The organism is Streptomyces sp. MI02-7b (assembly GCF_033793585.1).
GTDB lineage: Bacteria > Actinomycetota > Actinomycetes > Streptomycetales > Streptomycetaceae > Actinacidiphila.
On sequence record NZ_JARAWX010000007.1, the window covers coordinates 363,267 to 383,629 of the forward strand.

Annotated in this window: 19 protein-coding genes; 11 read left to right on the forward strand and 8 right to left on the reverse strand. The window is 72.8% G+C overall.

Going from position 1 to position 20,363, the window contains the following annotated elements; translation table 11 throughout:
- Positions 1 to 164 precede the first annotated feature (164 nt).
- The gene (locus PV364_RS14760) at positions 165 to 908 is read left to right on the forward strand and encodes a class I SAM-dependent methyltransferase (protein ID WP_319660368.1); all 744 of its coding nucleotides are present in this window, start codon (positions 165 to 167) and stop codon (positions 906 to 908) included.
- Here PV364_RS14760 and PV364_RS14765 read toward each other — a convergent pair.
- Positions 905 to 1,420: a pyridoxamine 5'-phosphate oxidase family protein gene (locus PV364_RS14765; RefSeq protein WP_319660369.1), complete on the reverse strand. Its 516-nt coding sequence runs from the start codon at positions 1,418 to 1,420 to the stop codon at positions 905 to 907. The two genes, PV364_RS14760 and PV364_RS14765, sit on opposite strands and share 4 nt — an antisense overlap.
- Before the next feature lie 18 nt (positions 1,421 to 1,438).
- The gene (locus PV364_RS14770) at positions 1,439 to 2,965 is read right to left on the reverse strand and encodes a vWA domain-containing protein (protein WP_319660370.1); all 1,527 of its coding nucleotides are present in this window, start codon (positions 2,963 to 2,965) and stop codon (positions 1,439 to 1,441) included.
- 830 nt (positions 2,966 to 3,795) lie between these two features.
- On the opposite strand from PV364_RS14770, the gene PV364_RS14775 reads away from it, so the two are divergent.
- The 3 genes from PV364_RS14775 (at position 3,796) to PV364_RS14785 (ending at position 6,252) form a co-directional block, all read left to right on the forward strand.
- Positions 3,796 to 4,695 carry an alpha/beta fold hydrolase gene (locus tag PV364_RS14775; protein ID WP_319660371.1) on the forward strand — a complete coding sequence of 300 codons (900 nt, stop codon included), beginning with the start codon at positions 3,796 to 3,798 and terminating at the stop codon, positions 4,693 to 4,695.
- 130 nt (positions 4,696 to 4,825) lie between these two features.
- On the forward strand, positions 4,826 to 5,629 hold the full coding sequence (locus PV364_RS14780) for a metal-dependent hydrolase (RefSeq protein ID WP_415924554.1): 804 nt from the start codon (positions 4,826 to 4,828) through the stop codon (positions 5,627 to 5,629).
- Between the two features lie 401 nt (positions 5,630 to 6,030).
- A complete protein-coding gene (locus PV364_RS14785) occupies positions 6,031 to 6,252 on the forward strand; it encodes a 2Fe-2S iron-sulfur cluster binding domain-containing protein (protein WP_319660373.1) in 222 nt (73 codons plus the stop codon).
- Between the two features lie 14 nt (positions 6,253 to 6,266).
- Here PV364_RS14785 and PV364_RS14790 read toward each other — a convergent pair whose 3' ends face one another.
- Together PV364_RS14790 and PV364_RS14795 are read right to left on the reverse strand one after the other, a co-directional pair.
- Positions 6,267 to 7,295, reverse strand: coding sequence for a rod shape-determining protein (locus PV364_RS14790; protein ID WP_319660374.1), 1,029 nt, complete (start codon positions 7,293 to 7,295; stop codon positions 6,267 to 6,269).
- Between the two features lie 59 nt (positions 7,296 to 7,354).
- On the reverse strand, positions 7,355 to 7,915 hold the full coding sequence (locus PV364_RS14795; protein ID WP_319660375.1) for a SpoIIE family protein phosphatase: 561 nt from the start codon (positions 7,913 to 7,915) through the stop codon (positions 7,355 to 7,357).
- 91 nt (positions 7,916 to 8,006) lie between these two features.
- On the opposite strand from PV364_RS14795, the gene PV364_RS14800 reads away from it, so the two are divergent.
- From PV364_RS14800 to PV364_RS14810, 3 genes are all read left to right on the forward strand, one after another.
- Complete coding sequence (locus PV364_RS14800) at positions 8,007 to 9,086, forward strand: M23 family metallopeptidase (RefSeq protein ID WP_319660376.1); 1,080 nt, start codon at positions 8,007 to 8,009, stop codon at positions 9,084 to 9,086.
- A 114-nt stretch (positions 9,087 to 9,200) separates the two neighbouring features.
- Positions 9,201 to 10,880 (forward strand): hypothetical protein, encoded by a 1,680-nt coding sequence (locus PV364_RS14805; RefSeq protein ID WP_319660377.1) that lies wholly within the window; start codon positions 9,201 to 9,203, stop codon positions 10,878 to 10,880.
- A complete protein-coding gene (locus PV364_RS14810; RefSeq protein WP_319660378.1) occupies positions 10,870 to 12,525 on the forward strand; it encodes a carboxypeptidase-like regulatory domain-containing protein in 1,656 nt (551 codons plus the stop codon). The genes PV364_RS14805 and PV364_RS14810 overlap by 11 nt, the downstream gene beginning before the upstream one ends.
- 50 nt (positions 12,526 to 12,575) lie before the next feature.
- On the opposite strand, the gene PV364_RS14815 is transcribed toward PV364_RS14810, so the two are convergent.
- The 3 genes from PV364_RS14815 to leuE are packed head-to-tail and all read right to left on the reverse strand — an operon-like array spanning position 12,576 to position 15,726.
- Positions 12,576 to 13,574 (reverse strand): cation diffusion facilitator family transporter, encoded by a 999-nt coding sequence (locus PV364_RS14815; protein WP_319660379.1) that lies wholly within the window; start codon positions 13,572 to 13,574, stop codon positions 12,576 to 12,578.
- Between the two features lie 28 nt (positions 13,575 to 13,602).
- On the reverse strand, positions 13,603 to 15,006 hold the full coding sequence (locus PV364_RS14820; RefSeq protein ID WP_319660380.1) for a glutamate decarboxylase: 1,404 nt from the start codon (positions 15,004 to 15,006) through the stop codon (positions 13,603 to 13,605).
- Between the two features lie 45 nt (positions 15,007 to 15,051).
- Positions 15,052 to 15,726, reverse strand: coding sequence for a leucine efflux protein LeuE (gene leuE, locus PV364_RS14825; protein ID WP_319660381.1), 675 nt, complete (start codon positions 15,724 to 15,726; stop codon positions 15,052 to 15,054).
- 54 nt (positions 15,727 to 15,780) lie between these two features.
- Here leuE and PV364_RS14830 point away from each other — a divergent pair, with 54 nt between their 5' ends.
- Entirely contained in the window at positions 15,781 to 16,554 is a 774-nt protein-coding gene (locus PV364_RS14830; RefSeq protein ID WP_319660382.1) for a MerR family transcriptional regulator, read from the forward strand.
- Here the strand turns inward: PV364_RS14830 and PV364_RS14835 are convergent.
- Complete coding sequence (locus PV364_RS14835; protein ID WP_319660383.1) at positions 16,535 to 16,906, reverse strand: YbjQ family protein; 372 nt, start codon at positions 16,904 to 16,906, stop codon at positions 16,535 to 16,537. The genes PV364_RS14830 and PV364_RS14835 overlap by 20 nt on opposite strands.
- Before the next feature lie 214 nt (positions 16,907 to 17,120).
- Here PV364_RS14835 and PV364_RS14840 point away from each other — a divergent pair, with 214 nt between their 5' ends.
- The 3 genes from PV364_RS14840 to PV364_RS41235 form a co-directional block, all read left to right on the forward strand.
- Positions 17,121 to 17,852, forward strand: a complete 732-nt coding sequence (locus PV364_RS14840; RefSeq protein WP_319660384.1) for a DedA family protein — start codon at positions 17,121 to 17,123, stop codon at positions 17,850 to 17,852.
- Positions 17,853 to 17,997: 145 nt separating this feature from the next.
- Positions 17,998 to 19,596: a threonine/serine exporter family protein gene (locus tag PV364_RS14845; protein WP_319660385.1), complete on the forward strand. Its 1,599-nt coding sequence runs from the start codon at positions 17,998 to 18,000 to the stop codon at positions 19,594 to 19,596.
- 162 nt (positions 19,597 to 19,758) lie between these two features.
- Positions 19,759 to 20,363 (forward strand): wax ester/triacylglycerol synthase domain-containing protein (locus tag PV364_RS41235; RefSeq protein WP_415924555.1); only part of this gene is annotated, 605 nt, incomplete at its 3' end.

Here is a 20,363-nt window from a genome sequence, read left to right on the forward strand (position 1 = left end):
CCTGGCGGGGGCGCGGACGGCCGTGCGCACCCGGTCCTGAGGGAGTCGCCGGCCGGGGCCGGGCCAGCCCCGCAGGCACCCGCACAGGCTCCCGCCATACCCGTCCTGAGCTGGGCTTTCGCGCCTCTCGCGGCTAGGCTGCGGACATCGCCGGAAGGGGTCTGATGGATCGCCATATCCGTACGGTCGAGGATGTGCTGGAGCTGCTGGACGGCCTGTTCGCGCCGGAGGCGGACCGCTGGACGGACGGCGCGGCCGACTGGTGGGACGGCTTCTACGCCGACCGCTCCAGGCCGGTGCCGTTCTTCGTGCCGAAGCCGGACGAGAACCTGGTCTCCTACCTCGACCGGGGCCTGCTCGCCCCCGGCGGCCGGGCCCTCGACCTCGGCTGCGGCCCTGGCCGCAACGCCCTGCACCTGGCGGCCCGGGGCTTCGCCGTGGACGCCGTCGACCTCTCGCCCGCGGCCGTCGCCTGGGGCGAGGACCGGGCCCGCGAGACCGGCACGCGGGGCGTGCGCTTCCACCGCGGCGACGCCTTCGCCCTGACCGCGGCCGGCGGCCCGCTGGAGGGCCCGTACGACCTGGTCCACGACTCGGGCTGCTTCCACCACCTTCCGCCGCACCGCCGCGTCAGCTACCTCGCCCTGCTCGACCGGGTCATCGCCCCCGGCGGCCACCTCGCCCTCACCTGCTTCGCCGCCGGCGGCATGGGCTCGGAGCTGCCGGACACCGACTTCTACCGGCAGGCCCGCCTGCACGGCGGGCTCGCCTACACCCCCGAGTCGCTGCGCGCGATCTTCTCCGGGCTCACCGAGGTCGAACTGCGCCGCATGCGCGACGAGCCGCCGGACTCCCCGCACTTCGGCGAGCCCTTCCTGTGGACCGCCCTGTTCCGGAACACGCCCTAGAACAGCCAGCGCGTCTGGCTGTACGTCGTCCCCCGTCCGTAGGCGAAGGCCGTCTTCGGCTCGACCTCGTAGACGAGCGCCTCGTTGCCGCTCTCCCCGCGGAACATCTCGTTTCGCACCTCGAAGCGCCACTCCTCCCCGTACTTGGCCTCGTACACCGCGGCGATCCGGCGCAGCTGGGTGTCACTGCGCACTCGCGCCGCCTCGCCCTCGACGACCACGTCCAGGCCCTCGCGCAGCGCGTTGTTGCCGGTGGTGATCACCACCTTCGCGTTGCGGGCGATGTTGCGCGCCTTGCGCTCGTCGGCACCGGTGCTGAAGTGCAGGGCGTCCTCGTGCCAGACCCCGATGAGCGGGGTGACGTGCGGACGCCCGTCGGGGCGCACGGTGGTCAGCCAGTAGATCTCGGCATCGGCCAGGAAGCGGCGCGCCTGGCTCCAGGTCGTCGGGTCGGCGCCGTCACTGCTGTAGCGGGCGTCGAGTTCGGCCTCGGGTTCCTTTTCTGCTGCCATGACTCCACTGATACTCCATCAGGCCGCGCGGAGCGCGTACGCGCGGTCGACGGACTCCGCCAGGTCGGCCACGGCCGGGTCCTCGGTGGTGTCGGCCAGGGCGCGAGCGCGGTCGGCGAGTTCGGCCAGCCCCGGAGCACCGGGCAGCTGCTCGTCACCGGTGGAGTACGTCCGCAGCGCGTCGGCGAAGTACGCGGCCACCGCGTCCACCCGCAGCCGCGGCGAGGTGGCGGGGTCCCACAGCGGAGCGGCCAGCCGGTCCGCCTCGATCGCCGCCGACTCCTCGTGCGGAGCGCGGCTCGCGGGGTCCAGCCAGCGCACGGTGGCGGTGGCGACGTGACCGCGGGCACCGGGCCTGAGCCGCACGGCGTACAACGCGGTCACGGTGTGCCCGGGTCCCACCTCGCCGCCGTCCACCGCGTCGTCGCGGAAGTCCTCGTCGGCCACGGCCCGGTCCTCGAAGCCGATCAGGCGGTACCGCTCCACCGTCTGCTCGTCGAAGGCGACCTGGGCCTTGGCGTCGCGGGCCCGCAGCTCCACATTGGCCGGCAGCTGGTCCACGAAGAGCGCGCGGGCCTCGCCCTCGGTCGAGACGTACGAGGTGTGGCCGTCGCCCTTGTCGGCCAGCTCCTCCATCAGCGCGTCGCCGTACTCGCTGCCGACCCCGACCCCGTACAGCGTCACGCCGTGCTCCCTGCGGGCCCGGTCGATCCGCTCCAGCAGGGCGTCCGGCTCCGTCTCGCCGGTGTTCGCCAGCGCGTCCGAGAGCAGCACGACCCGGTTCGTGACCCCCGCGCGGGCGCCCTCCAGCGCCACGTCGTAGCCGGCCCGCAGACCCGCCTCCAGATTGGTGGACTGCTCCGGCCGCAGCCCGTCGATCACCTCCCGCGCGTGCGCGCGGGCGCCGTCGGCGCCCAGCCGCGTCATCGGCAGCGCCACCCGCGCCCGCTCGCTGAACGTCACCACGGACAGCGAGTCGTCCCCGCGCAGCTCACCGACCGCCGAACGCAACGCCTTCTGCACGAGGTCGAGCCGGCCCGGCTCGGCCATCGAACCGGAGACGTCCACCACGAAGGTCAGCGCGGCGGGCTTGCGTGCCGCCTTGTCGGCGGGGCGCGTGGCCAGACCGATCCGCAGCAGCGACCAGCGCGAGCCGGCCCCGGGGGTGCGGGCGCCGTCCGCGGTGACGGAGAAGCCGTCGCCGTCCGGGCTCGGGTAGTCCTGGCGGAAGCTGTTGACGAACTCCTCGTACCGCACGGCCGACGGTTCCGGCAGCTCCCCGTTGCCCAGCTGCCGCTTGGCGTAGCCGTACGAGGCGGTGTCCACGTCCAGTGCGAACGTCGACAACTCGTCCCGTGCGGGGGCGCGTTCGCCGTCCGGCGCCTGCGTGCCCTGCGCGACGCGCGCGGGGGCGGGGCGGGGCCCCGCGTCGTGGCTGTTCCCACGCGGGCCCACGGCGCCGCACCCGGCGAGTGTCGCTGTCGTGACGGTCACCGCGATTGCCGCCGTGACCGCCTTCGTGACCGTTCCCGCGGTTCGCCTCATGTGGGTCCCCTCCCCGTCCGGCTTCTGTGACTGTGACGTACGGGGCCTTCCCAGGGGGGCTTCGGTGGCGTTGCGGATCCGTCTCGTTCGCGCAACGCGCCGTTGGTTTTTCTCCCCGCCCGCCCTCCCGTGTGCCCGGCAAGGTCTGGGCGCCCCGGCGCGCGTGTGGGGTGGGCCGGGTGCGGGGCCTCCGGGGCTGCACGTCCTGGACTGGGATATTTACGCGCGTTTCCAGCACTTGCTCATCCCGTCCCTGCCCGGATGGTGCGCACAAATATCCCGCAGCGTCCAGAACATCCACCCCTACGACCCCGCCCCCTCCGTCTCGTATCGCGCCTGATCCCCGGTGGGGGGTGAGAAGGCGGTCCGGGGCGGCTGCGGTTGCCTGGATCCCCCCACCGGTGTGTGGGCGGTGACGGCTGGGCCCTTGGACGGCGCCGCGCCAACGGTGGCCCGAGCACGGTGCCGCCATCACCACCCTCCGGGGATCAGGCGCATGACGAAACGGAGGGGGCGGGGTCGTAGGGGTGGGTGTTCTGGACTGTGGAGCATATTTGGGTGCATGACCCGGGACGAGATGAGCAGGTACCCGAGGCACCTAAATGTGCTGTCCAGAATGGCCGGCCCCGGAGGCCCCGACCCCGGCACCCCACGAAACGCGCGCCGGGGTCACTGACTTCACAGGGCTGGGGGCACCCCCGGCCGAAGGTTGGGGGAGGGCGGGCGGGCGGGGAGAAAACCTACCCGGACCGCAAGCGCAGCGCACTGGTAGACAGGGCGTCAACAAGCTGCCATCGTGAGGCCGGCGCACCGACCGAAGGGCGGCAAGCATGGCGCAGCGCTGGGTCACGGCCTCCGACGGCGTACGTCTGGCGGTGTACGAGCAGGGCGACCCCGCCGGGACCACCGTCCTGTGCGTGCACGGGTTTCCCGACGACCACGGGGTGTGGGACGGCGTCGCAACACGCCTGGCCGCCCGCGGTTTTCACGTCGTCACCTACGACGTGCGCGGCTCCGGCGCGTCCGGCGTGCCGCGCCGCACCCGCGCGTACCGGCTGCCGCAGCTCGCCGCCGACACCACCGCCGTGGCGGACGCGGTGAGCCCGCTTGCGCCGGTGCACCTGCTGACGCACGACTGGGGCTCCGTGCAGAGCTGGCACGCCGTCAGCACGCCCGAACTGGCGCACCGCTACGCCTCGATGACGTCCATCTCGGGCCCGGACCTCGACCACACCGGCCGCTGGTACCGGGCCCAGTTGCGCCGCCCGACCCCCGCGCGGCTGGGGAAGCTCGTGCGGCAGTCGCTGGCCTCGTGGTACGTGGGCTTCTTCCATCTGCCCGGTGTCGCCGAACTGGCGTGCCGCAGCGGCATCCTGGACGGTGTCACCAAGAGGCTGCGCCGCCTGGAGACCGGTGAGCCCCCGCAGGGGTACGGGCCGGGGCCGGCCGCCCGCAACCGGGCCGGGCTGAAGCTCTACCGGGCCAATGTGCTGCCCCGCGTGCTCCGTCCGCGGGTCCGGCACGCCGTCCTGCCGGCGCAGGTACTGGCCCCGTCCATGGACGTGTTCGTGCTGCCGCCGTGGCAGACGGAGATCACCGACTGGGCGCCCGGTGCCGAGATCCACCACGTGGACGGCGGCCACTGGCTGCCCAGCCACCGCCCCGGCCTCGTCGCCGAGTTCGTGGCGCGGCTGGTCGAGCGCGTCGAGGAGGAGGGGGCCGCCGCATGACCGCCGAGCCCGAGCACATCGTCCTCAGGCCCCGTGACGTGCGGTGGGAGTGGGACGGGGCTGCCGCTGCGCTACCTGGACGACGACGCCTTCCTCACGGTTCCTGACCGTCTTCCGGCAGGCGGTGCCGATGATCGCGGACGACCGGCTGCGCGAGGACGTCATCGGGTTCATCGGGCAGGAGGCGATGCACGCCCAGGCGCACCAGTCGCTGCTGGGCTACTTCAGCGCGGAGGGACTGGACACCGACGGCTTCATCGCCCAACTGCGCTGGTTCTTCGAGGAGATGCTGGGGGACCGCGGACTGAGCGGGAAGGCCGCGCACGGCTGGCTGATCGAGCGGGTGGCGATCATCGCGGCGATCGAGCACGTCACGTCGTTCCTCGGCGACTGGATCCTGGGCGCCCGCGGACTGGACACGCTGGACAAGCACGAGAAGGCCGAGGCGGTCCTCGACCTCTTCACGCACCTAGACGGCCGCTACCTGCACCGCGTGCGGGCCCACCTCGTCGCCTTCCCCGTCCTCCTGTACTGGTGGGTGCGCGGTCTGCGCTGCCTCATGGCCGAGGACCCGCTGGGGGCGGGCAAGCCGCGCTGGCGGGACTGGTTCCGCGGTGCCCGCCGCGGCCTGCCTCGCCCGCGGCGCGGGCCGCGCTCCACTAACGGGGTTCCCGCCCGTGTCCCCGTACGACCTGCGTGTCCCACCGCCCCACCGCCCCGCCGAGCCGCTGCTCGCGCTGCTGGCCCGGATCACGCCGCTGCTGGTGCGCGGCAGCGCGCGCAGCGCGCCGCGGAAGCCGGTCGTGGTCGACCGCTCGCTCTCGCTGCGCGTCGCCGGCGTCACGGTGGAGGCCGAGGGCGTGGTCGCCCTGCGTCTGGTGCGGGCGGACGGCGGCACCGCGCCGCTGCCCGGCTGGCGGCCCGGTGCCGGTGACCCGGCCGACCCGGACGCCTACCGGGTGGCCGTCCGGCTCGTCCCGGACGGCGAGGGCGGGATCGGCATCACACCGATCCTGCCCATGGTGCGCGCCGCTGCCGCCGCGTGCGCGGACTGGCGGCTGGTGTACGCAGGGCGGGACCGGGCCCGCCTGCCGTTCCTGGACGAGGTGGCGGAACTGGCGGCGCCGGACCCCGCCCGGGTGCGGGTGCGCAGCGACGCGGAGGCCGGCGGTCCCCACCGCCGCCGGACTGCTGGCGGGCGCCGGGCCGGACACCGCTGTCTACTTCTGCGGGCCGCCCGCGCTCGTCCCGGCGCTGCACCTGGAGCGCTTCTCGCCGCCACCGATCACCGACGGCTCGGCGTTCGAGATCCAGCTCGGCCGGGGCGGGGCGCCCGTGACGGCCGACCGGTCCGCGCTGTCCGTGCTCGGCGCCGCGCGTCCGGACACGGCGTACTCCTGCCGTCAGGGCTTCTGCGGCACGTGCCGGGTGGGTGTCCTGTCCGGCGGCGACAGCGTGCGGCACCACGGCAGCTCGACGGCCCGCCGTACGCGGGACGCGATGCTCGTCTGCGTCTCCCGTGCCGAGGCGGGCGCGCGCCTGGTGCTGGACGTGTGACGGGCCCGGGCCGGCTAGGCCGACAGCGGGTCCATCGGCATGGGCAGGACCTCGCCCTCCATCATCGCCCCGAGCCCGCGCACCGCGCAGACGTCCGGGCGGTCCGCGATCGTCACAGGCATCCCGGTGGCCTGACGGAGCATCATGTCCAGGCCCGGCAGCAGGGCGCTGCCCCCGGCGAGCATGATGCCGCGGTCGGTGAGGTCGGCGACCAGGTCGGGCGGGCAGCGCCGCAGGACGGTGCCGATGCCGTCGACGAGGGCCGCCATGGGCATGCGGATGGCCCGGCGGACGCTCTCGATGTCGACGGTGACCGTGCGCGCGATGCCGCTGGCCACGTCCCGGCCCTGGACCTCGGTGCTCGGCGCGATCGGCCCCGGCGCGGACAGGATCTCGTGCAGCGGCCGCACCGACTGGGTGGGCAGCACCAGTTCGTGCGCGTTGCGCACGTGCTGCACCACCACGTGGTCGATCGCGTCGCCGCCGACCGGGATGGTCTCGGCCGCGACGATGGCGCCCAGCGACAGGACCGCGATCTGCGTCGTGCCGGCCCCGCTGAGCATGATCATCGTCGCCTCGGGCTGCTCGACCGGCAGCCCGCAGCCGACCGCCGCGGCGATCACGGAGTCGACGAGTTCGACCCGTCGCGAACCGAGCCCGTACAGCGTCTCGATGGCCGCCCGCTGGGCCAGCGGCTTGCTGCTGTTGGGGGTGCACACCGCGGCGCGCAGCATCGGCTTGCGCCGCCACGCCTTGCGCAGCCGGCCGCCGAGCAGGTGCCGGAGCATGCGCTGGGCCATGTCGATGTCGACGACCATGCCGGCCTGGATGGGGCGGACGACGCGGATGTGGTCGGGGGTGCGCCCGGTCATCTGCTCGGCGAGCGATCCGACGGCGATGAGGGCCCCGCTGTGGGCGTTGACGGCGGCCACGCTGGGCTCGTCCACGACGAGTCCCTGTCCTTTGATGTAGACGCGGGTCCGTGAGGCGCCGAGATCGACGGCTACGGAGCAACGGCGCAACTGCGCGAGGCTGACGGTCACGGCAGGTCCTCCCCGAGGGAGCCGGTTCCCGGGACCGCCCCGGTGGCAGTCCCGTATGATCATCGTGACGGTATTGCCCCGATTTCGCCTGTAGTGTTGCGCCGCCCGGAGGACGCGTCCCTCCTGCGGCCTAGCGAACGATGCGTGCCGCGAGGACCGCGATGTCGTCCTCGGCGGGCTCGGAGACCAACAAGGACAGGATCCGGTCGACCAGGCCGCCCCAGATCCCCGTCCGGGGGCAACCGCAACCGGGCGAGCCGTTCGAGGGACACGTCGATGTCCTCGCCACGCCGCTCGACCAGGCCGTCGGTGTTGAGCAGCAGGACGTCGCCGCGCCCGCACCGGCCCGAGACGATCTCGTAGCCGCCGTGCCCGGTGCCCAGCGGAGGGCCGACCGGCACCCGGATCAGCTCCACTGAGCCGTCCGGGCGGATCGGGGCGGGCGGCAGGTGCCCGGCGGATGCCCACGCCCGCCGGCGTGCCGTCCAGCACCTGCCGCAGAACCTCGAGGTCCAGTGGTGACCAGCCGCCGGGCCCCCTGTCACGCGCTCACCCGGGTCATCCTCCCGTCCGCCGAGTGCGCCCGTACCCGTGATCCGGCGGTCGGCCGTTCGGCGCACGCCCGGATGCGATCACCCCGGCGGGTGGCTATGGGCCCCGGCGGGGCGTGTCGCCGGAGTGCCGCGCGCGGCCGGCCGCACGATCGGCCCGATGCGATGCAAGGCGGTGGCCGCGGTGCTGTGCCTGCTGCTGGCGATGCCCCTCGCGCTGCGGGGGACGGCCGTGGCGACGACAGCGCCGGCGGCGACGGACCGGCCCGCGGACAGCCCCGGAGTGCACCGGCTGTACGCGGAGGCCGAACGCGCCGTGGAGCGGTACCAGGCGGTGGAGCTGGCGACCGAGCGCAAGCGCGCCGAGCTGCGCGGGCTGCGGGCGACGACCCGGGGGGAGCGCCGCCGGCTGCGGCTGCTGCGGGACCGGGTCGGGGCCATGGCCCGTACCGAGTACCGCAACGCGGGACTGAGCCCGTCGGCGCGGCTGCTGCTGTCGGGGAGCCCGGACCGCCTGCTGGAGGACGTCACCCTGGTCCGCCAGGGCGAGCACGCCGAGGCCGCGCTGCTGACCGCGCACCGGGTCGCACAGCGCCGGCTGGCCGAGGACACGGCGGCCGTGACCGCCGCGCTGGAGGCGCTGGACCGCCAGGCCCGGCGGCAGGCCGAACTCCGGCGGAGCATCCAGGAGAAGCTGGTGCGCGCCGGTGCCGGGCTCGCCGCCCGCTACCTCGCCCTACTGGGCGGCGACGTCCCTGACCGCTGCCCGCACACCGACCCCGGTGACGTTCCGGTCCAGGCCGCCGCCCGCCGCGGCGTCGCGCGCTGGGTGAGCCCGGTGGCCCACTACCGGCTGTCCGCCGGTTTCGACGACGCCGGGTCCCACTGGGCGCACCGGCACACCGGCCAGGACTTCGCGGTCGCCTCCGGCACCCCGGTCCGCGCGGTCGGCGACGGCACCGTGGTGGCGGCCGGCTGCGGCGACGGCTTCGGCAACCAGATCGTCGTCCGGCACGACGACGGCTACTGCACGCACTACGCCCACCTGTCCGTCATCGAGACCGCGCCGGGCCGCCGGGTGCGCGCCGGTCAGCTCATCGGGCTGTCCGGCAGTTCGGGCAACTCCACAGGCCCTCACCTGCACTTCGAGGTCCGCGTCACCCCGCAGATGGGCTCGGCCGTCCCCCCGCTCCCCTGGCTGGCCCGGCACGGCGTCCGGGTGCCCGGCCCGGACGGCTGAACTCCCGGCACCCCACCCCCACTCGTCACAGCTGTCGCACAGGTCCGTTACTGTTCGGCCTCCGGCGTGCGATCTTGCCGCCGCCGGTTCTTTCTGACCTGTGGGGGGTCCTGCATGCGCACATCCCGCGCACATCGGCCTGCCGTCATCCGTAGCGGAGCCGTACTTCTTCTCACCGCCGGCCTCGCGGCCGGACCGCTGGCCGCCGCGCCGGCCTTCGCCGAGGGGGAGACCGTCCGCGGTCTGTCCACTGGCGACGACGGCACACTCGCCGTCGGCCTTGACACCAGCGAGGCACTGTGGGTCAAGGTGAGCGTCCGGGAGTCCGCCGCGTCGGACGCCGCGGTGCTCGCCTCGACCGACGACCTGACCTGGTCCTGGCAGCGCGGCTGGTCCACCGTCAAGCCGCTCGCCCTGCCCGAGGGCAAGGCGTACGGGGACTATCCGGTGGACGTCGACTACCGCCTGCCCGGCGGCACCGTCCAGCACTGGACCGGTGCCGAGCACGGTACGGCGGGCCAGTTCGACTACCGGCTGCACACCGGGGTCGGCAAGCTCGGCTACGACCGTGACAGCACCGACTTCGACCACCGAACGGCGGTGCTCAGCGGCACCGTCACCACCTTCGACCCGGCGACCGGGACGACCGGTCCGGCCGCGCCCGGCACGCAGGTACGGGTGAACTGGACCGCCCGTGTCGGGGTGGACGCCAAGTCCGGCTCGGCGACGGCCACCTCCGGCACCGACGGCGCCTTCTCGGTGAGCGTGACGCCCGGCGGTGCGGTCACCTCCGGCAGCGCCGTCGTCCTCGGCAGGGCCGACACCGACCCGGCGGCCGCGGTCGCGCTGCCCGAACTGTCGGCCCGCGCCGTGCAGTACCGGATCAGCGCCGACCCGTCGGCCAAGCGGGTCCACAAAGGCAGCACGTTCACGATGCGGGGTACCGTCCAGCGCCTGACCGACCAGGGGTGGAAGCCCTTCGCCGGTGCTCCCCTGGTCACCACCCCGCAGCCCCCGGACGTGTACCGCTACAGCGTGCCCGGCCTGATGGGCACGGGCACCGTGGACGCCTCGGGGAACTTCGCGTTCCCGGTGACGGCGACCAAGAGCACCTGGCACTACACCTACGTCAGGCCGTCGGAGTACCTGGCCGACGTGGCGTACGCCGAGCACTTTGTGAACGTGCCCACGGCCGGCACCTACTCGGGCGTCAGCATGTCGCTGGACGCCTACGGGAAGGTCACCGCCAAGGGCACTCTGAAGGGCTCCTGCTGGAACGCCAAGGTCTGGCTGCAGTACTCCAAGGACGGCCGGACCGGCTGGAAGTCCCTCACCTCGGTCCAGGCGAGCGACAACGGCACGGGCAAGTGCTCCTTCTCGATGGGCGCCTGGGGCTACACGGACGGTTACTACCGCGTCTACCACTCCGAGTCGGACGGGATGCTCGCGGTGGCGTCGGCCACCAAGCGCCTGCACCGCACGGTGACCCGGATCGTGTCCTTCGACATGACGCCGAACAGCCCGCGTCTGGGCGGGGCGTTGAAGGCCAAGGGCACGCTGCAGTACCTGTCGGGCGGCAAGTGGAGGGCGTACAAGGGCGGGAAGATCGTCATCGTCCTCAAGCCCAAGGGCGAAAGCTCCTGGTACTGGACGGTGAAGGGGAAGACCGACGCGGCGGGCCACTTCAGCCTCGGCACCAAGGCGTACGCCGACGCCACGTGGGGCGCGTACCTGGAGGCGGACTCCACGCACTTCTACAGCGAGTCGAAGACGGAGTACATCAATGCCCGTTGAGTCCCGGCGCCTTCTCGCGCTGATCGCCTCGGTGGCCGCGCTCTCCGGCGGGCTCGCCGTCGCCCCTGCCCTCGCCGCCGACGCCGGCCCGCTCGGCATCGGCGTGGCGCGGACGGTCGACACGCAGCGCGGGTCCTTCACCGTGCCGGTGTGGACCGACGCCCCCGGCGGCACGGTCACCTCGGTCACGGCGACCGTGCGCGACGGTGACGCGGTCGTGGTGGACGGTCTGCGGCTCGCCGGTTCCGGTGAGCAGTGGTCCGTGCCCTCCGACGCCGTGCTGAAGCTGACCGAGGACGGCGGCGTCATGCCGCACCTCGGCCGGTACGCGATCGACGTCACCGCCACCGACGACCAGGGCGACACCCTCGTCCGCACGGGTGCCGGCACCCTGGACTTCACCCTGCGGCCCGTCCTCACCACCGCTCTGACCCGGACGCTGCTCGACAGGGACCACCGCACGGCGGGCGTCACCGGCACCCTCCTCGGGGTGCAGCCCGGCAGCGGCGACGAGGTGCCCCTGGAGGGCGCCACGGTCGGTGTGACCCGCACCTACTACTCCGTGGACGGACGCCCCGACAGCACCTGGCAGGCCGTCACCGGGGCGGACGGCTCCTTCGCCTCACCGGAGTTCCCCGTCGTCACCTGGGCAGGGCTGTCCGCCGCGTTCTCCGCGGACGACGCGCAGGTGCACGGCACCGCCCAGTCGGCCGCCGGGAACCCGCAGATGCAGCAGACGAACGTGGTCGTCACCGCCAAGGCCGACCGCACCCGCGCGGTGTCCGGCCAGACGGTGACCATCAGCGGCACCGTCAAGGACACCGCGGGCACCCCGGTCGCCGGGGCGTCCGTGCGACTGGCGCTCGGCGCGGCGCAGCCGGTCACGGTCGTCACCGGCGCCACGGGTTCCTTCAGCGGCAAGGTGGTCGCGGCCCGCGGGCAGAACGACTGGGGCGGCTGGTCCGCCGCCGAGGACGACCCCTACCTGACCGCCTCCGCGGCCGCCAGTGGCTCGATCCTCCTCCCGGCGGATTCCGTCTTCACCGAGGTGACCTCGAGGATCGGCGCCGACGTCAAGGTGACCGTGTCGGCCCGGCTGTTCGCGGCGTACGACCGCGTGACGAGCATCTACGACCACCAGTTCGTCCACCTGGAGTACTCCAAGGACGGCAAGTCGGGCTGGAAGGACCTCGGCACCGGGTACGCGCCGAACAACGGCGGCACGGTCACCATCAGCAAGTGGGGCTACCTCGACGGCTACTACCGTCTGCACCACTACACCTCGGACCAGCTGGCCGAGACCGCCAGCAAGCCGGTCCGGCTGACCCGCACCAACACGCGGCTGTACTCGATGAAGGCGTCCTCCACCAAGGTCAAGAAGGGGGCCGCGGTCACCTTCACCGGCACCCTGAAGGAGTACGTCTCCGGCACCTGGCGGCCGTACAGGAGCGGGCACGTCGAGCTGTTCTTCCAGAAGAAGGGCTCGACGAAGTGGACGTACATCTCCTCGGGCACCACGAACTCGACGGGCAAGGCCACCCTCAAGGGCAAGCCGGCCTCCGACGGCAAGTGGCTGATCCAGTACTTCGGTGACGCGAAGCACTTCGACAGCGACGGGACCGCGGTCTTCGTCGACGTGCGGTAACGCCCGCACCACCACGAGGGCACGAGGGCGGGGACCGGCCGGGCGACCGGTCAGTCCCCGCCCTCGTGCCGTGACGCCTCGGTGCGCAGCGACCGGCCCAGCTCGTGCGCCTCGCGGCGGTCCTCCGCGGTGGCGTCGGTGACGTCCAGGAAGATCTGGTCCAGCTCGGGGAACTCCTCGGCGAGCGTCTTCTTGATCCGGACGGCGGCCTCCTCGACCGTCTCGCTGTCGATGCCCCCGGTCAGGTCGACCCGGGCGGCCAGCAGCACCGAGTCGACGCCGAGCCGCATCGTCAGCAGCGCGGTCACGGTGTCGATCTCCGGCTGCCGCCCGAGCAGTTCGTGCGCCCGCTGCCGCAGCCGCGGGTCGGCGGCCTCGCCGATGAGGGTGTCGCGGCAGTCCTTGCCGAGCCGGTAGGCCACGAACATCAGCAGCACGGCGATGGCCAGGGACGCCCACGCCTCCCACTGCCGCCCGCCGGTGGCCCAGTGCAGCCCCACGCCCGCCAGGGCCAGCAGGACGCCGAGCACCGCCGCGCTGTCCTCGGCGATCACCGTGCGCAAGGTGGGGTCGTCGCCCTCGCGCAGCTCGGTGCGGAAGGCGCGACCGTGCTCGCGTGCCCCGCCCCGTACTTGGAGCAGCGCCTTGACCAGGGACGACCCCTCGGCGATGAGGGAGACCACGAGCACGGTGGTGGCGATCAGGAAGGCCTTGAGGGTGTGCGGCTCGTGTTCGTGGAAGGCGGTGATGCCCTGGTAGAAGGAGAAGCAACCGCCCATGACGAAGATGCCGACGGCGGCGAGCAGCGACCAGAACCAGCGCTCCTTGCCGTAGCCGAAGGGGTGCTGCGCGTCGGGCTCGCGCCGGCTGCGGCGCAGCGCGGCGAGCAGGAAGATCTCGTTGAGGGTGTCGGCGACCGAGTGCGCCGCCTCGGACAGCAGTGCCGGCGATGTGCTGAGGAGGCCTCCGACCGCCTTCGCCGCGGCGATCACCAGGTTCGCGGCGAGCGCGACGAAGACGGTGCCCTTGGTCTGAGTGTCCTTGCCCATGGGGTGCGTCTGCCCGGGGCGGGGCGACTCAGTGGTGGAAGGCCGTGGGCGCCGTGCCGGGCGGGTGCAGGGGGTGCTCCTGCTCGCGCAGCTGGGGCAGGTAGCGCTCCAGGTCGGCGAGGAAGAGGTCCGCGAGGTCCTCGGAGAAGCCGTTGCGGACCACGATCCTCAGCACCGCCAGGTCCTCGCGGTCGGCGGGGAAGGTGTAGGCGGGCACCTGCCAGCCGCGTTCCCGCATCCGCCGGGAGACGTCGAAGACGTCGAAGGCGGTGACGTGGTCGGCGGTGGTGAGGGCGAACACCGGCAGCTGGTCGCCCCGGGTGATCAGCCGGAAGTCGCCGTACTCCTCGATCCGCGAGGCCAGGTACGTGGCCACGTCGCGGGCGGTCTGCTGGACGACGCGGTAGCCGTCGCGGCCCAGCCGCAGGAAGGTGTAGTACTGCGCGGCGACCTGCGATCCGGGCCGGGAGAAGTTCAGGGCGAAGGTCGGCATGTCGCCGCCGAGGTAGTTGACCCGGAAGACCAGCTCCTCGGGGAGTGCCTCGGTGTCCCGCCACAGCGCCCAGCCCACGCCCGGGTAGACCAGCCCGTACTTGTGGCCGGAGGTGTTGATCGACGCCACCCGCGGCAGCCGGAAGTCCCAGACCAGGTCCTCGTCGAGGAACGGCGCGACCATGGCGCCGGAGGCCCCGTCGACGTGCACGGGGATGTCCAGGCCGGTGCGCTCCTGGAGGCCGTCCAGGGCCGCGCAGATCTCCGCCACCGGTTCGTAGGAGCCGTCGAAGGTGGAGCCCAGGACGGCGACGACGCCGATGGTGTTCTCGTCGCACCGTGCCAGGGCCGATTCCGCGTCCAGGTGGAGCCGGTCGCCCTCGACGGGCACCGTGCGCGCCTCGATCTCCCAGAAGTTGCAGAACTTCTCCCAGCAGACCTGCACGTTGACGCCCATGACCAGGTTGGGCCGGGCCTGCGCCGGATAGCGGTCGCCCTGGCGCTTCATCCAGCGCCGCTTGAGCGCCATCCCGGCGAGCATGCAGGCCTCGGAGGAGCCGGTGGTGGAGCAGCCGACGGCCTTCTCCGGGTCGGGCGCGTTCCACAGGTTGGCGAGCATCGACACGCAGCGCCGCTCCAGTTCGGCCGTGCGCGGGTACTCGTCCTTGTCGATCATGTTTTTGTCGAAGCACTCGGCCATCAGCACCTGGGCCTCGCGCTCCATCCAGGTGGTGACGAAGGTGGCCAGGTTGAGCCGGGCGTTCCCGTCGAGCATCAGCTCGTCGTGGACCAGCTGGTACGCCGTCGCGGGCGGCATGGGGCCGTCCGGGAGCTGGTGCTTGGGCGGCGCGGTGCGCATGCCCGCGACCGGATCGGCCCCCGCGTAGAAGGGGTTGACGGCGAGTTTCGGCAGACCCTCGGCACCCTTGTGCAGCGACATAGCGCTCACACTAAGCGCGACGCGGCGCCTCGGCAGGTCGAGCCGTCAGACCGAGGAGGCCATCGAGAGCTTCGCCGCGAAGCCCAGGAACAGCGCCGCCGCGCCCGAGGTCAGCCCGGCCGCGAGCCGCCTGCGGCGGCGGAACTGGGCGGCCAGGTGGGTGCCGCCGAATATCAGCAGGGTCAGGTAGCTGAAGCTGAAGACCTGGGCGATCGCGCCCAGCGCCAGGAAGGACAGCGCCGGATGGGCGTACCCGGGGTCGACGAACTGCACGAAGAAGGAGATGAAGAACAGGATCGCCTTCGGGTTGAGCAGGCTGATCACCAGCGCCCGCCGGAACGGCTGCTCGGTCTGCGCGGGCCCCTCGACCACGACGGCGGCCACCGGCACCGGCTCCTGCTCCGGCTCGCCGGGACGCGCCCGCCACATCCCCCAGGCGGCCCGCGCCATGCCGAACGCGATCCACGCCAGGTAGCCGGCGCCCGCGTACTTCACGACGCCGAAGAGCACCGGGTTGGTGGTGAGCAGGCCCGCCACCCCGGCCGCCGAGGCGGTCATCAGCACCGTGTCGCCGAGGAAGACGCCCAGCGCCGCGCGGTAGGCGGTACGGACCCCGCGCCGCGCCGCGACGGAGAGGGTGTAGAGGGAGTTGGGCCCCGGCAGCAGCACGATCAGTACGGTGCCCAGCACGTAGGTCGACAGGTCGGTGATACCCAGCATGGGCACCAATATGGCACTTGCACCTCACGTGGCGTGAGGCCGGAGGGTGTGGTCATGAACACGAGCACGGGCTACTCGGTCGGGCAGGTGGCGGATTTCGCCGGCGTGACCGTCCGCACGCTGCACCATTACGACGAGATCGGGCTGCTGTCGCCCGGCGACCGCAGCCACGCGGGCCACCGCCGCTACGGCGACGCCGACCTCGACCGGCTGCAGCAGATCCTCTTCTACCGGGAGCTCGGCTTTCCCCTGGACCAGGTGGCGGTCCTCCTCGACGACCCGGCCGCGGACCCGCGGGAGCACCTGCGGCGGCAGCACACCCTGCTGACCGAGCGGATCGGGAAGCTGACGGAGATGGCCGACGCCGTCCAACGAGCCATGGAGGCACGCACGATGGGCATCAACCTCACGCCCGAGGAGAAGTTCGAGGTCTTCGGCGACTACGACCCCGACCAGCACGCCGAGGAGACCCGGCAGCGCTGGGGGAACACCGCGGCGTACGAGCAGTCGCAGCGCCGCGCCGCCTCGTACACCAAGGACGACTGGCTGCGGATCAAGGCCGAGCAGGACGACTGGGGCGGCAGGCTCGTGGCGCTCCGCGAGTCCGGCGCCCCGGCCGACGGCGAGGCCGCGATGGACCTGGCCGAGGAGCACCGGCGCTTCATCGTGGACCACTACTACGACTGCACGTACGAGATCCACACCGGTCTCGCCGGGATGTACCTGGCCGACCCGCGCTTCAACGCCTTCTACGAGGCGATCGCGCCGGGCACCGCCCAGTACGTGCACGACGCGATCGTCGCCAACGCTAGGCGGGTTCGGGGGTGATGACCGCCGCCGTGCCGTAGGCGCACACCTCGGTGCCGACGTCGGCAGCCTCGCTGACGTCGAAGCGCATCGTCAGCACGGCGTTCGCGCCGCGTGCCCGCGCCTGCTCGACCAGCCGCTCCATCGCCTGGGTGCGGGTCTGCGCCAGGGTCTTGGTGAGCCCCTTCAGCTCGCCGCCGACCAGGGACTTCAGGCCCGCGCCGATCTGGCTGCCCAGATGGCGGGAGCGGACGGTGAGGCCGAAGACCTCACCGATCACCCGCTCCACCCGGAAGCCGGGGACGTCGTTCGTGGTGACCACCAGGACGTCGGACCCCTGCCGCTGTCCGCCGCCGTACTCGTCGATATCCATGGGGGCATCGTGCGCGGCGATCGCCGTCCCGCGCGGGACGCACGCCGGGCCGCCGCGGAAAGGGGATGCTTCCCGCCGGTTCCCCCCGAAGGCGGTGATTCCGTCGGCGGCGGGCGATGTGCGGTGCCGCACCGCGGAACGCGTGGGGTGACCGTGGCCGGCCGTTCGCGTACGGGGAACGGTTCGGTCGCGACCGCGTTGATACTTTTGGCGCGTGACGACTATCGCCCTGGGCCCGCAATGGCTCGACCCCGATTACCTCATCTCGTCCGCGGGCCTCATCGGCCTGCTGGCGATCGTGTTCGCCGAGTCGGGTCTGCTCATCGGGTTCTTCCTGCCCGGTGACTCCCTGCTGTTCACCGGTGGCCTGCTGGTGGCCGGCGGCAAGCTGGACTGGCCGATCTGGGCCGTCTGCCTGCTCGTCGTGCTCGCCGCCATCGCCGGTGACCAGGTCGGCTACCTCTTCGGCCGCAAAGTCGGCCCCTCGCTCTTCCGCCGCCCGAACTCCAAGCTGTTCAAGCAGGAGAACATCGAGAAGGCGCACGAGTTCTTCGAGAAATACGGCGCGAAGTCGATCGTCCTGGCCCGTTTCGTGCCGATCGTGCGTACGTTCACGCCCATCGTGGCCGGCGTCAGCCGGATGAACTACCGCACCTTCGTCACCTACAACATCGTCGGCGGCACCCTGTGGGGCGCGGGGGTGACGCTGCTCGGCTACTGGCTCGGGCAGATCGCGTTCGTGCGCGGGCACATCGAGCTGATCCTGGTCGCGATCGTCCTGGTCTCGGTCGTCCCGATCGCCATCGAGTTCCTGCGGGCCCGCTCCGCGGCGAAGAAGGCCCCGCCGCGGCCGGAGTCCCCGGCCGACGGCGCCGGGCCGATGCAGCCGCCCGTCCAGAACCCCACCGCCTCCGGCGGCGGGCGCCACCGTGCGAACCGGCGTTAACGTCCGGGGTCAGGGGCAGTCAAGCAGTCGAACCACTGTGCCTGGGGGAGGGTGGCGACACCCTCCCCCAGCCACGCCCGGCCCGGGACCACGCCGAGAGCCGAGAGCCGAGAGCCGAGAGCCGAAAGCCGAGAGGAGGAACGCCGTGGCGCACCCGGAGGAGCCCGAGCAGCCGACCGGCGGCTCGGAATTCACCCCGCCGCTCGGGGTCGAGCTGCCCAAGCCGGAACCGCGGGGTTCCGCCTTCACGCGCCCCAGGACCTCCCCGCAGCTGTCGCACCCTGCGTTCACGCCCCCCGAGGGGGTCCCGGTGGTCAGCCTCTCCAAGGAGGCCCCCTGGCCGGACCGGATGCGGACGATGCTGCGCATGCCGCTCGGCGAGCGCCCGGCGCCGGAGCAGCCCACCGTGCAGCCGGAGGCAGGCACGGGGCCCGCCGTGCCGCGCGTGCTCGACCTGACACTGCGCATCGGGGAACTGCTGCTCGCCGGCGGCGAGGGTGCGGAGGACGTCGAGGCCGCGATGCTGGGCGTGGCCCACGCGTACGGGCTCGGCCGGGTGGAGCCGACCGTGACCTTCACGCTGCTGAGCATCTCGTACCAGCCCTCGCTGGTGGACCCGCCGGCCACGGCCAACCGCACGGTGCGCCGCCGGGCCACCGACTACACGCGCCTCGCGGCCGTCTTCCGGCTGATCAACGACATCACCGCGGCCGACCTGACCCTCGAGGACGCCTACCGACGTCTCGGGCTGATCCGGCGCAACCGCCACCCCTACCCCGGCTGGCTGCTGACGGCCGCCGCGGGGATGCTCGCCGGCGCGGCGAGCCTCCTGGTGGGCGGCGGCGGCCCGGTGGTCTTCGCGGTCGCCGCCCTCGGGGCCGTGCTGGGCGACCGGCTGGCCTGGCTGTGCGCGGGACGCGGCCTGCCGGAGTTCTACCAGTTCGTCGCGGCGGCCATGCCGGCCGCCGCGCTGGGTGTGCTCATCGCCCGCTTCGGCCATGTGCTGCCCGGCACGAGCACGCTGCAGGCCTCCTCCGTCATCACCGGTGGCCTGTTCGCGCTGATCCCGGGGAGGGCCCTGGTGGCCGCCGTGCAGGACGGCCTGACCGGCTTCTACATCACCGCCTCGGCCCGGCTGCTGGAGGTGATGTACCTCTTCACCGGCATCGTCATCGGTGTGACCCTGATCCTGTACGCCGGGGTCAGCCTGGGCGCGCAGCTGGACCCGGACCAGGCGCTGCGCGCGTACGAGAACCCTCCGCTGCAACTGGTGGCGGCGATGGTGCTGAGCCTGGCCTTCGCGGTGCTGCTGCAGTGCGAGCGCGGAGTGCTGGCGCTGGCCGCGCTCAACGGCGGTGTCGCCTGGACGGTCTACGCGGCGCTGCACCAGGAGTCCGTCGGCATCGGGATGTCGCCGGTGGCCGCGACCGCCGTCGCCGCCGGCCTGGTGGGCCTTTTCGGGCAGATGCTCTCCCGCTACCGCTTCGCCTCCGCGCTGCCGTACGTGACGGCCGCGATCGGGCCGCTGCTGCCTGGTTCGGCGACGTACTACGGACTCCTCGGGCTCACCCGGGGCCATTTGGACCAGGGTTTCGCCTCGCTCACCAAGGCCGCCGCGCTGGCGCTCGCGGTGGCCATCGGAGTGAACCTCGGCGGCGAGATCGCGCGGCTCTTCCTGAGGCTGCCCGGGGGCGCTGACCAGGCACGACGCCGCGCGGCGGCGAAGCGCACGCGCGGATTCTGAGCTCTGCGGACCCCCGGACGGCCGTTCCTGATGATGCGTCGGGAAATCTGATGTTAACTGTCCGTATCGTGGTCGTAGTTGACTGTAATCATTCCCAGGCGTTTCACTGCGTACGTGGGTGTCCGATCCGGGGCAAAACCGAACTTTCGGAGGCGAGGAGCCTTGGCTGACGAGCTGTTGAGCCCGCTGGATCTCGCCTTCTGGAATCTCGACTCACCCGGCCACCCCATGTACCTGGGCGCCGTCGCCGTCTTCGAACGCGACCCGGGGCACCCGGTCGACGCCGAGGGCCTCGCGGCCCTGATCACCGCGCGCGCCGAGAACGCGCCGCGCATGCGCCAGCGCGTGCGCGACGTCTGGTACGGCGTCGGCGGCGCCGCCTGGGCCCCCGACGAGCACTTCGACGCCCGGCGGCACGTGCACGCCGTCCGGCGCGCCGACACCTCCGCGGCCGTCGCGGAGCTGATGTCCCGTCCGATGGACCGCGAGCGCCCGCCGTGGGAGGTGTACGTCATCGAGGGGGCGCCCGACGCGCCCGTCTGCGTACTCGTCAAACTCCACCATGCGCTCGCCGACGGTCTGCGCGCCGTGGAGTTCGGGGCGGTCCTGCTCGACCAGGGCGCACGGCCGGCCGCCCCGGCGCCGCGCGCCGCGGCGGCCCCGGCCGCCCCGTTCAGCGTCGGCCCCCCGGCGCCATCGGCCACGGGTCGGGTTACTGGCCGCTGTCTGGCGGGGAGGTCGAAGTCCTACGGCTTGTCTCGGAGGGC

Excerpts from the sequence above, each read along its gene's own strand:
- PV364_RS14805 (WP_319660377.1), top strand. The coding sequence starts at position 9,201 with ATGCGCACATCCCGCGCACATCGGCCTGCCGTCATCCGTAGCGGAGCC.
- PV364_RS14810 (WP_319660378.1), top strand. The coding sequence starts at position 10,870 with ATGCCCGTTGAGTCCCGGCGCCTTCTCGCGCTGATCGCCTCGGTGGCC.
- PV364_RS14780 (WP_415924554.1), top strand. The coding sequence starts at position 4,826 with ATGATCGCGGACGACCGGCTGCGCGAGGACGTCATCGGGTTCATCGGG.
- PV364_RS14820 (WP_319660380.1), bottom strand. The coding sequence starts at position 15,006 with ATGTCGCTGCACAAGGGTGCCGAGGGTCTGCCGAAACTCGCCGTCAAC.
- PV364_RS14835 (WP_319660383.1), bottom strand. The coding sequence starts at position 16,906 with ATGGATATCGACGAGTACGGCGGCGGACAGCGGCAGGGGTCCGACGTC.
- PV364_RS14770 (WP_319660370.1), bottom strand. The coding sequence starts at position 2,965 with ATGAGGCGAACCGCGGGAACGGTCACGAAGGCGGTCACGGCGGCAATC.
- PV364_RS14800 (WP_319660376.1), top strand. The coding sequence starts at position 8,007 with ATGCGATGCAAGGCGGTGGCCGCGGTGCTGTGCCTGCTGCTGGCGATG.
- PV364_RS14775 (WP_319660371.1), top strand. The coding sequence starts at position 3,796 with ATGGCGCAGCGCTGGGTCACGGCCTCCGACGGCGTACGTCTGGCGGTG.
- PV364_RS14765 (WP_319660369.1), bottom strand. The coding sequence starts at position 1,420 with ATGGCAGCAGAAAAGGAACCCGAGGCCGAACTCGACGCCCGCTACAGC.
- PV364_RS14815 (WP_319660379.1), bottom strand. The coding sequence starts at position 13,574 with ATGGGCAAGGACACTCAGACCAAGGGCACCGTCTTCGTCGCGCTCGCC.
- PV364_RS14760 (WP_319660368.1), top strand. The coding sequence starts at position 165 with ATGGATCGCCATATCCGTACGGTCGAGGATGTGCTGGAGCTGCTGGAC.
- leuE (WP_319660381.1), bottom strand. The coding sequence starts at position 15,726 with ATGCTGGGTATCACCGACCTGTCGACCTACGTGCTGGGCACCGTACTG.
- PV364_RS14830 (WP_319660382.1), top strand. The coding sequence starts at position 15,781 with ATGAACACGAGCACGGGCTACTCGGTCGGGCAGGTGGCGGATTTCGCC.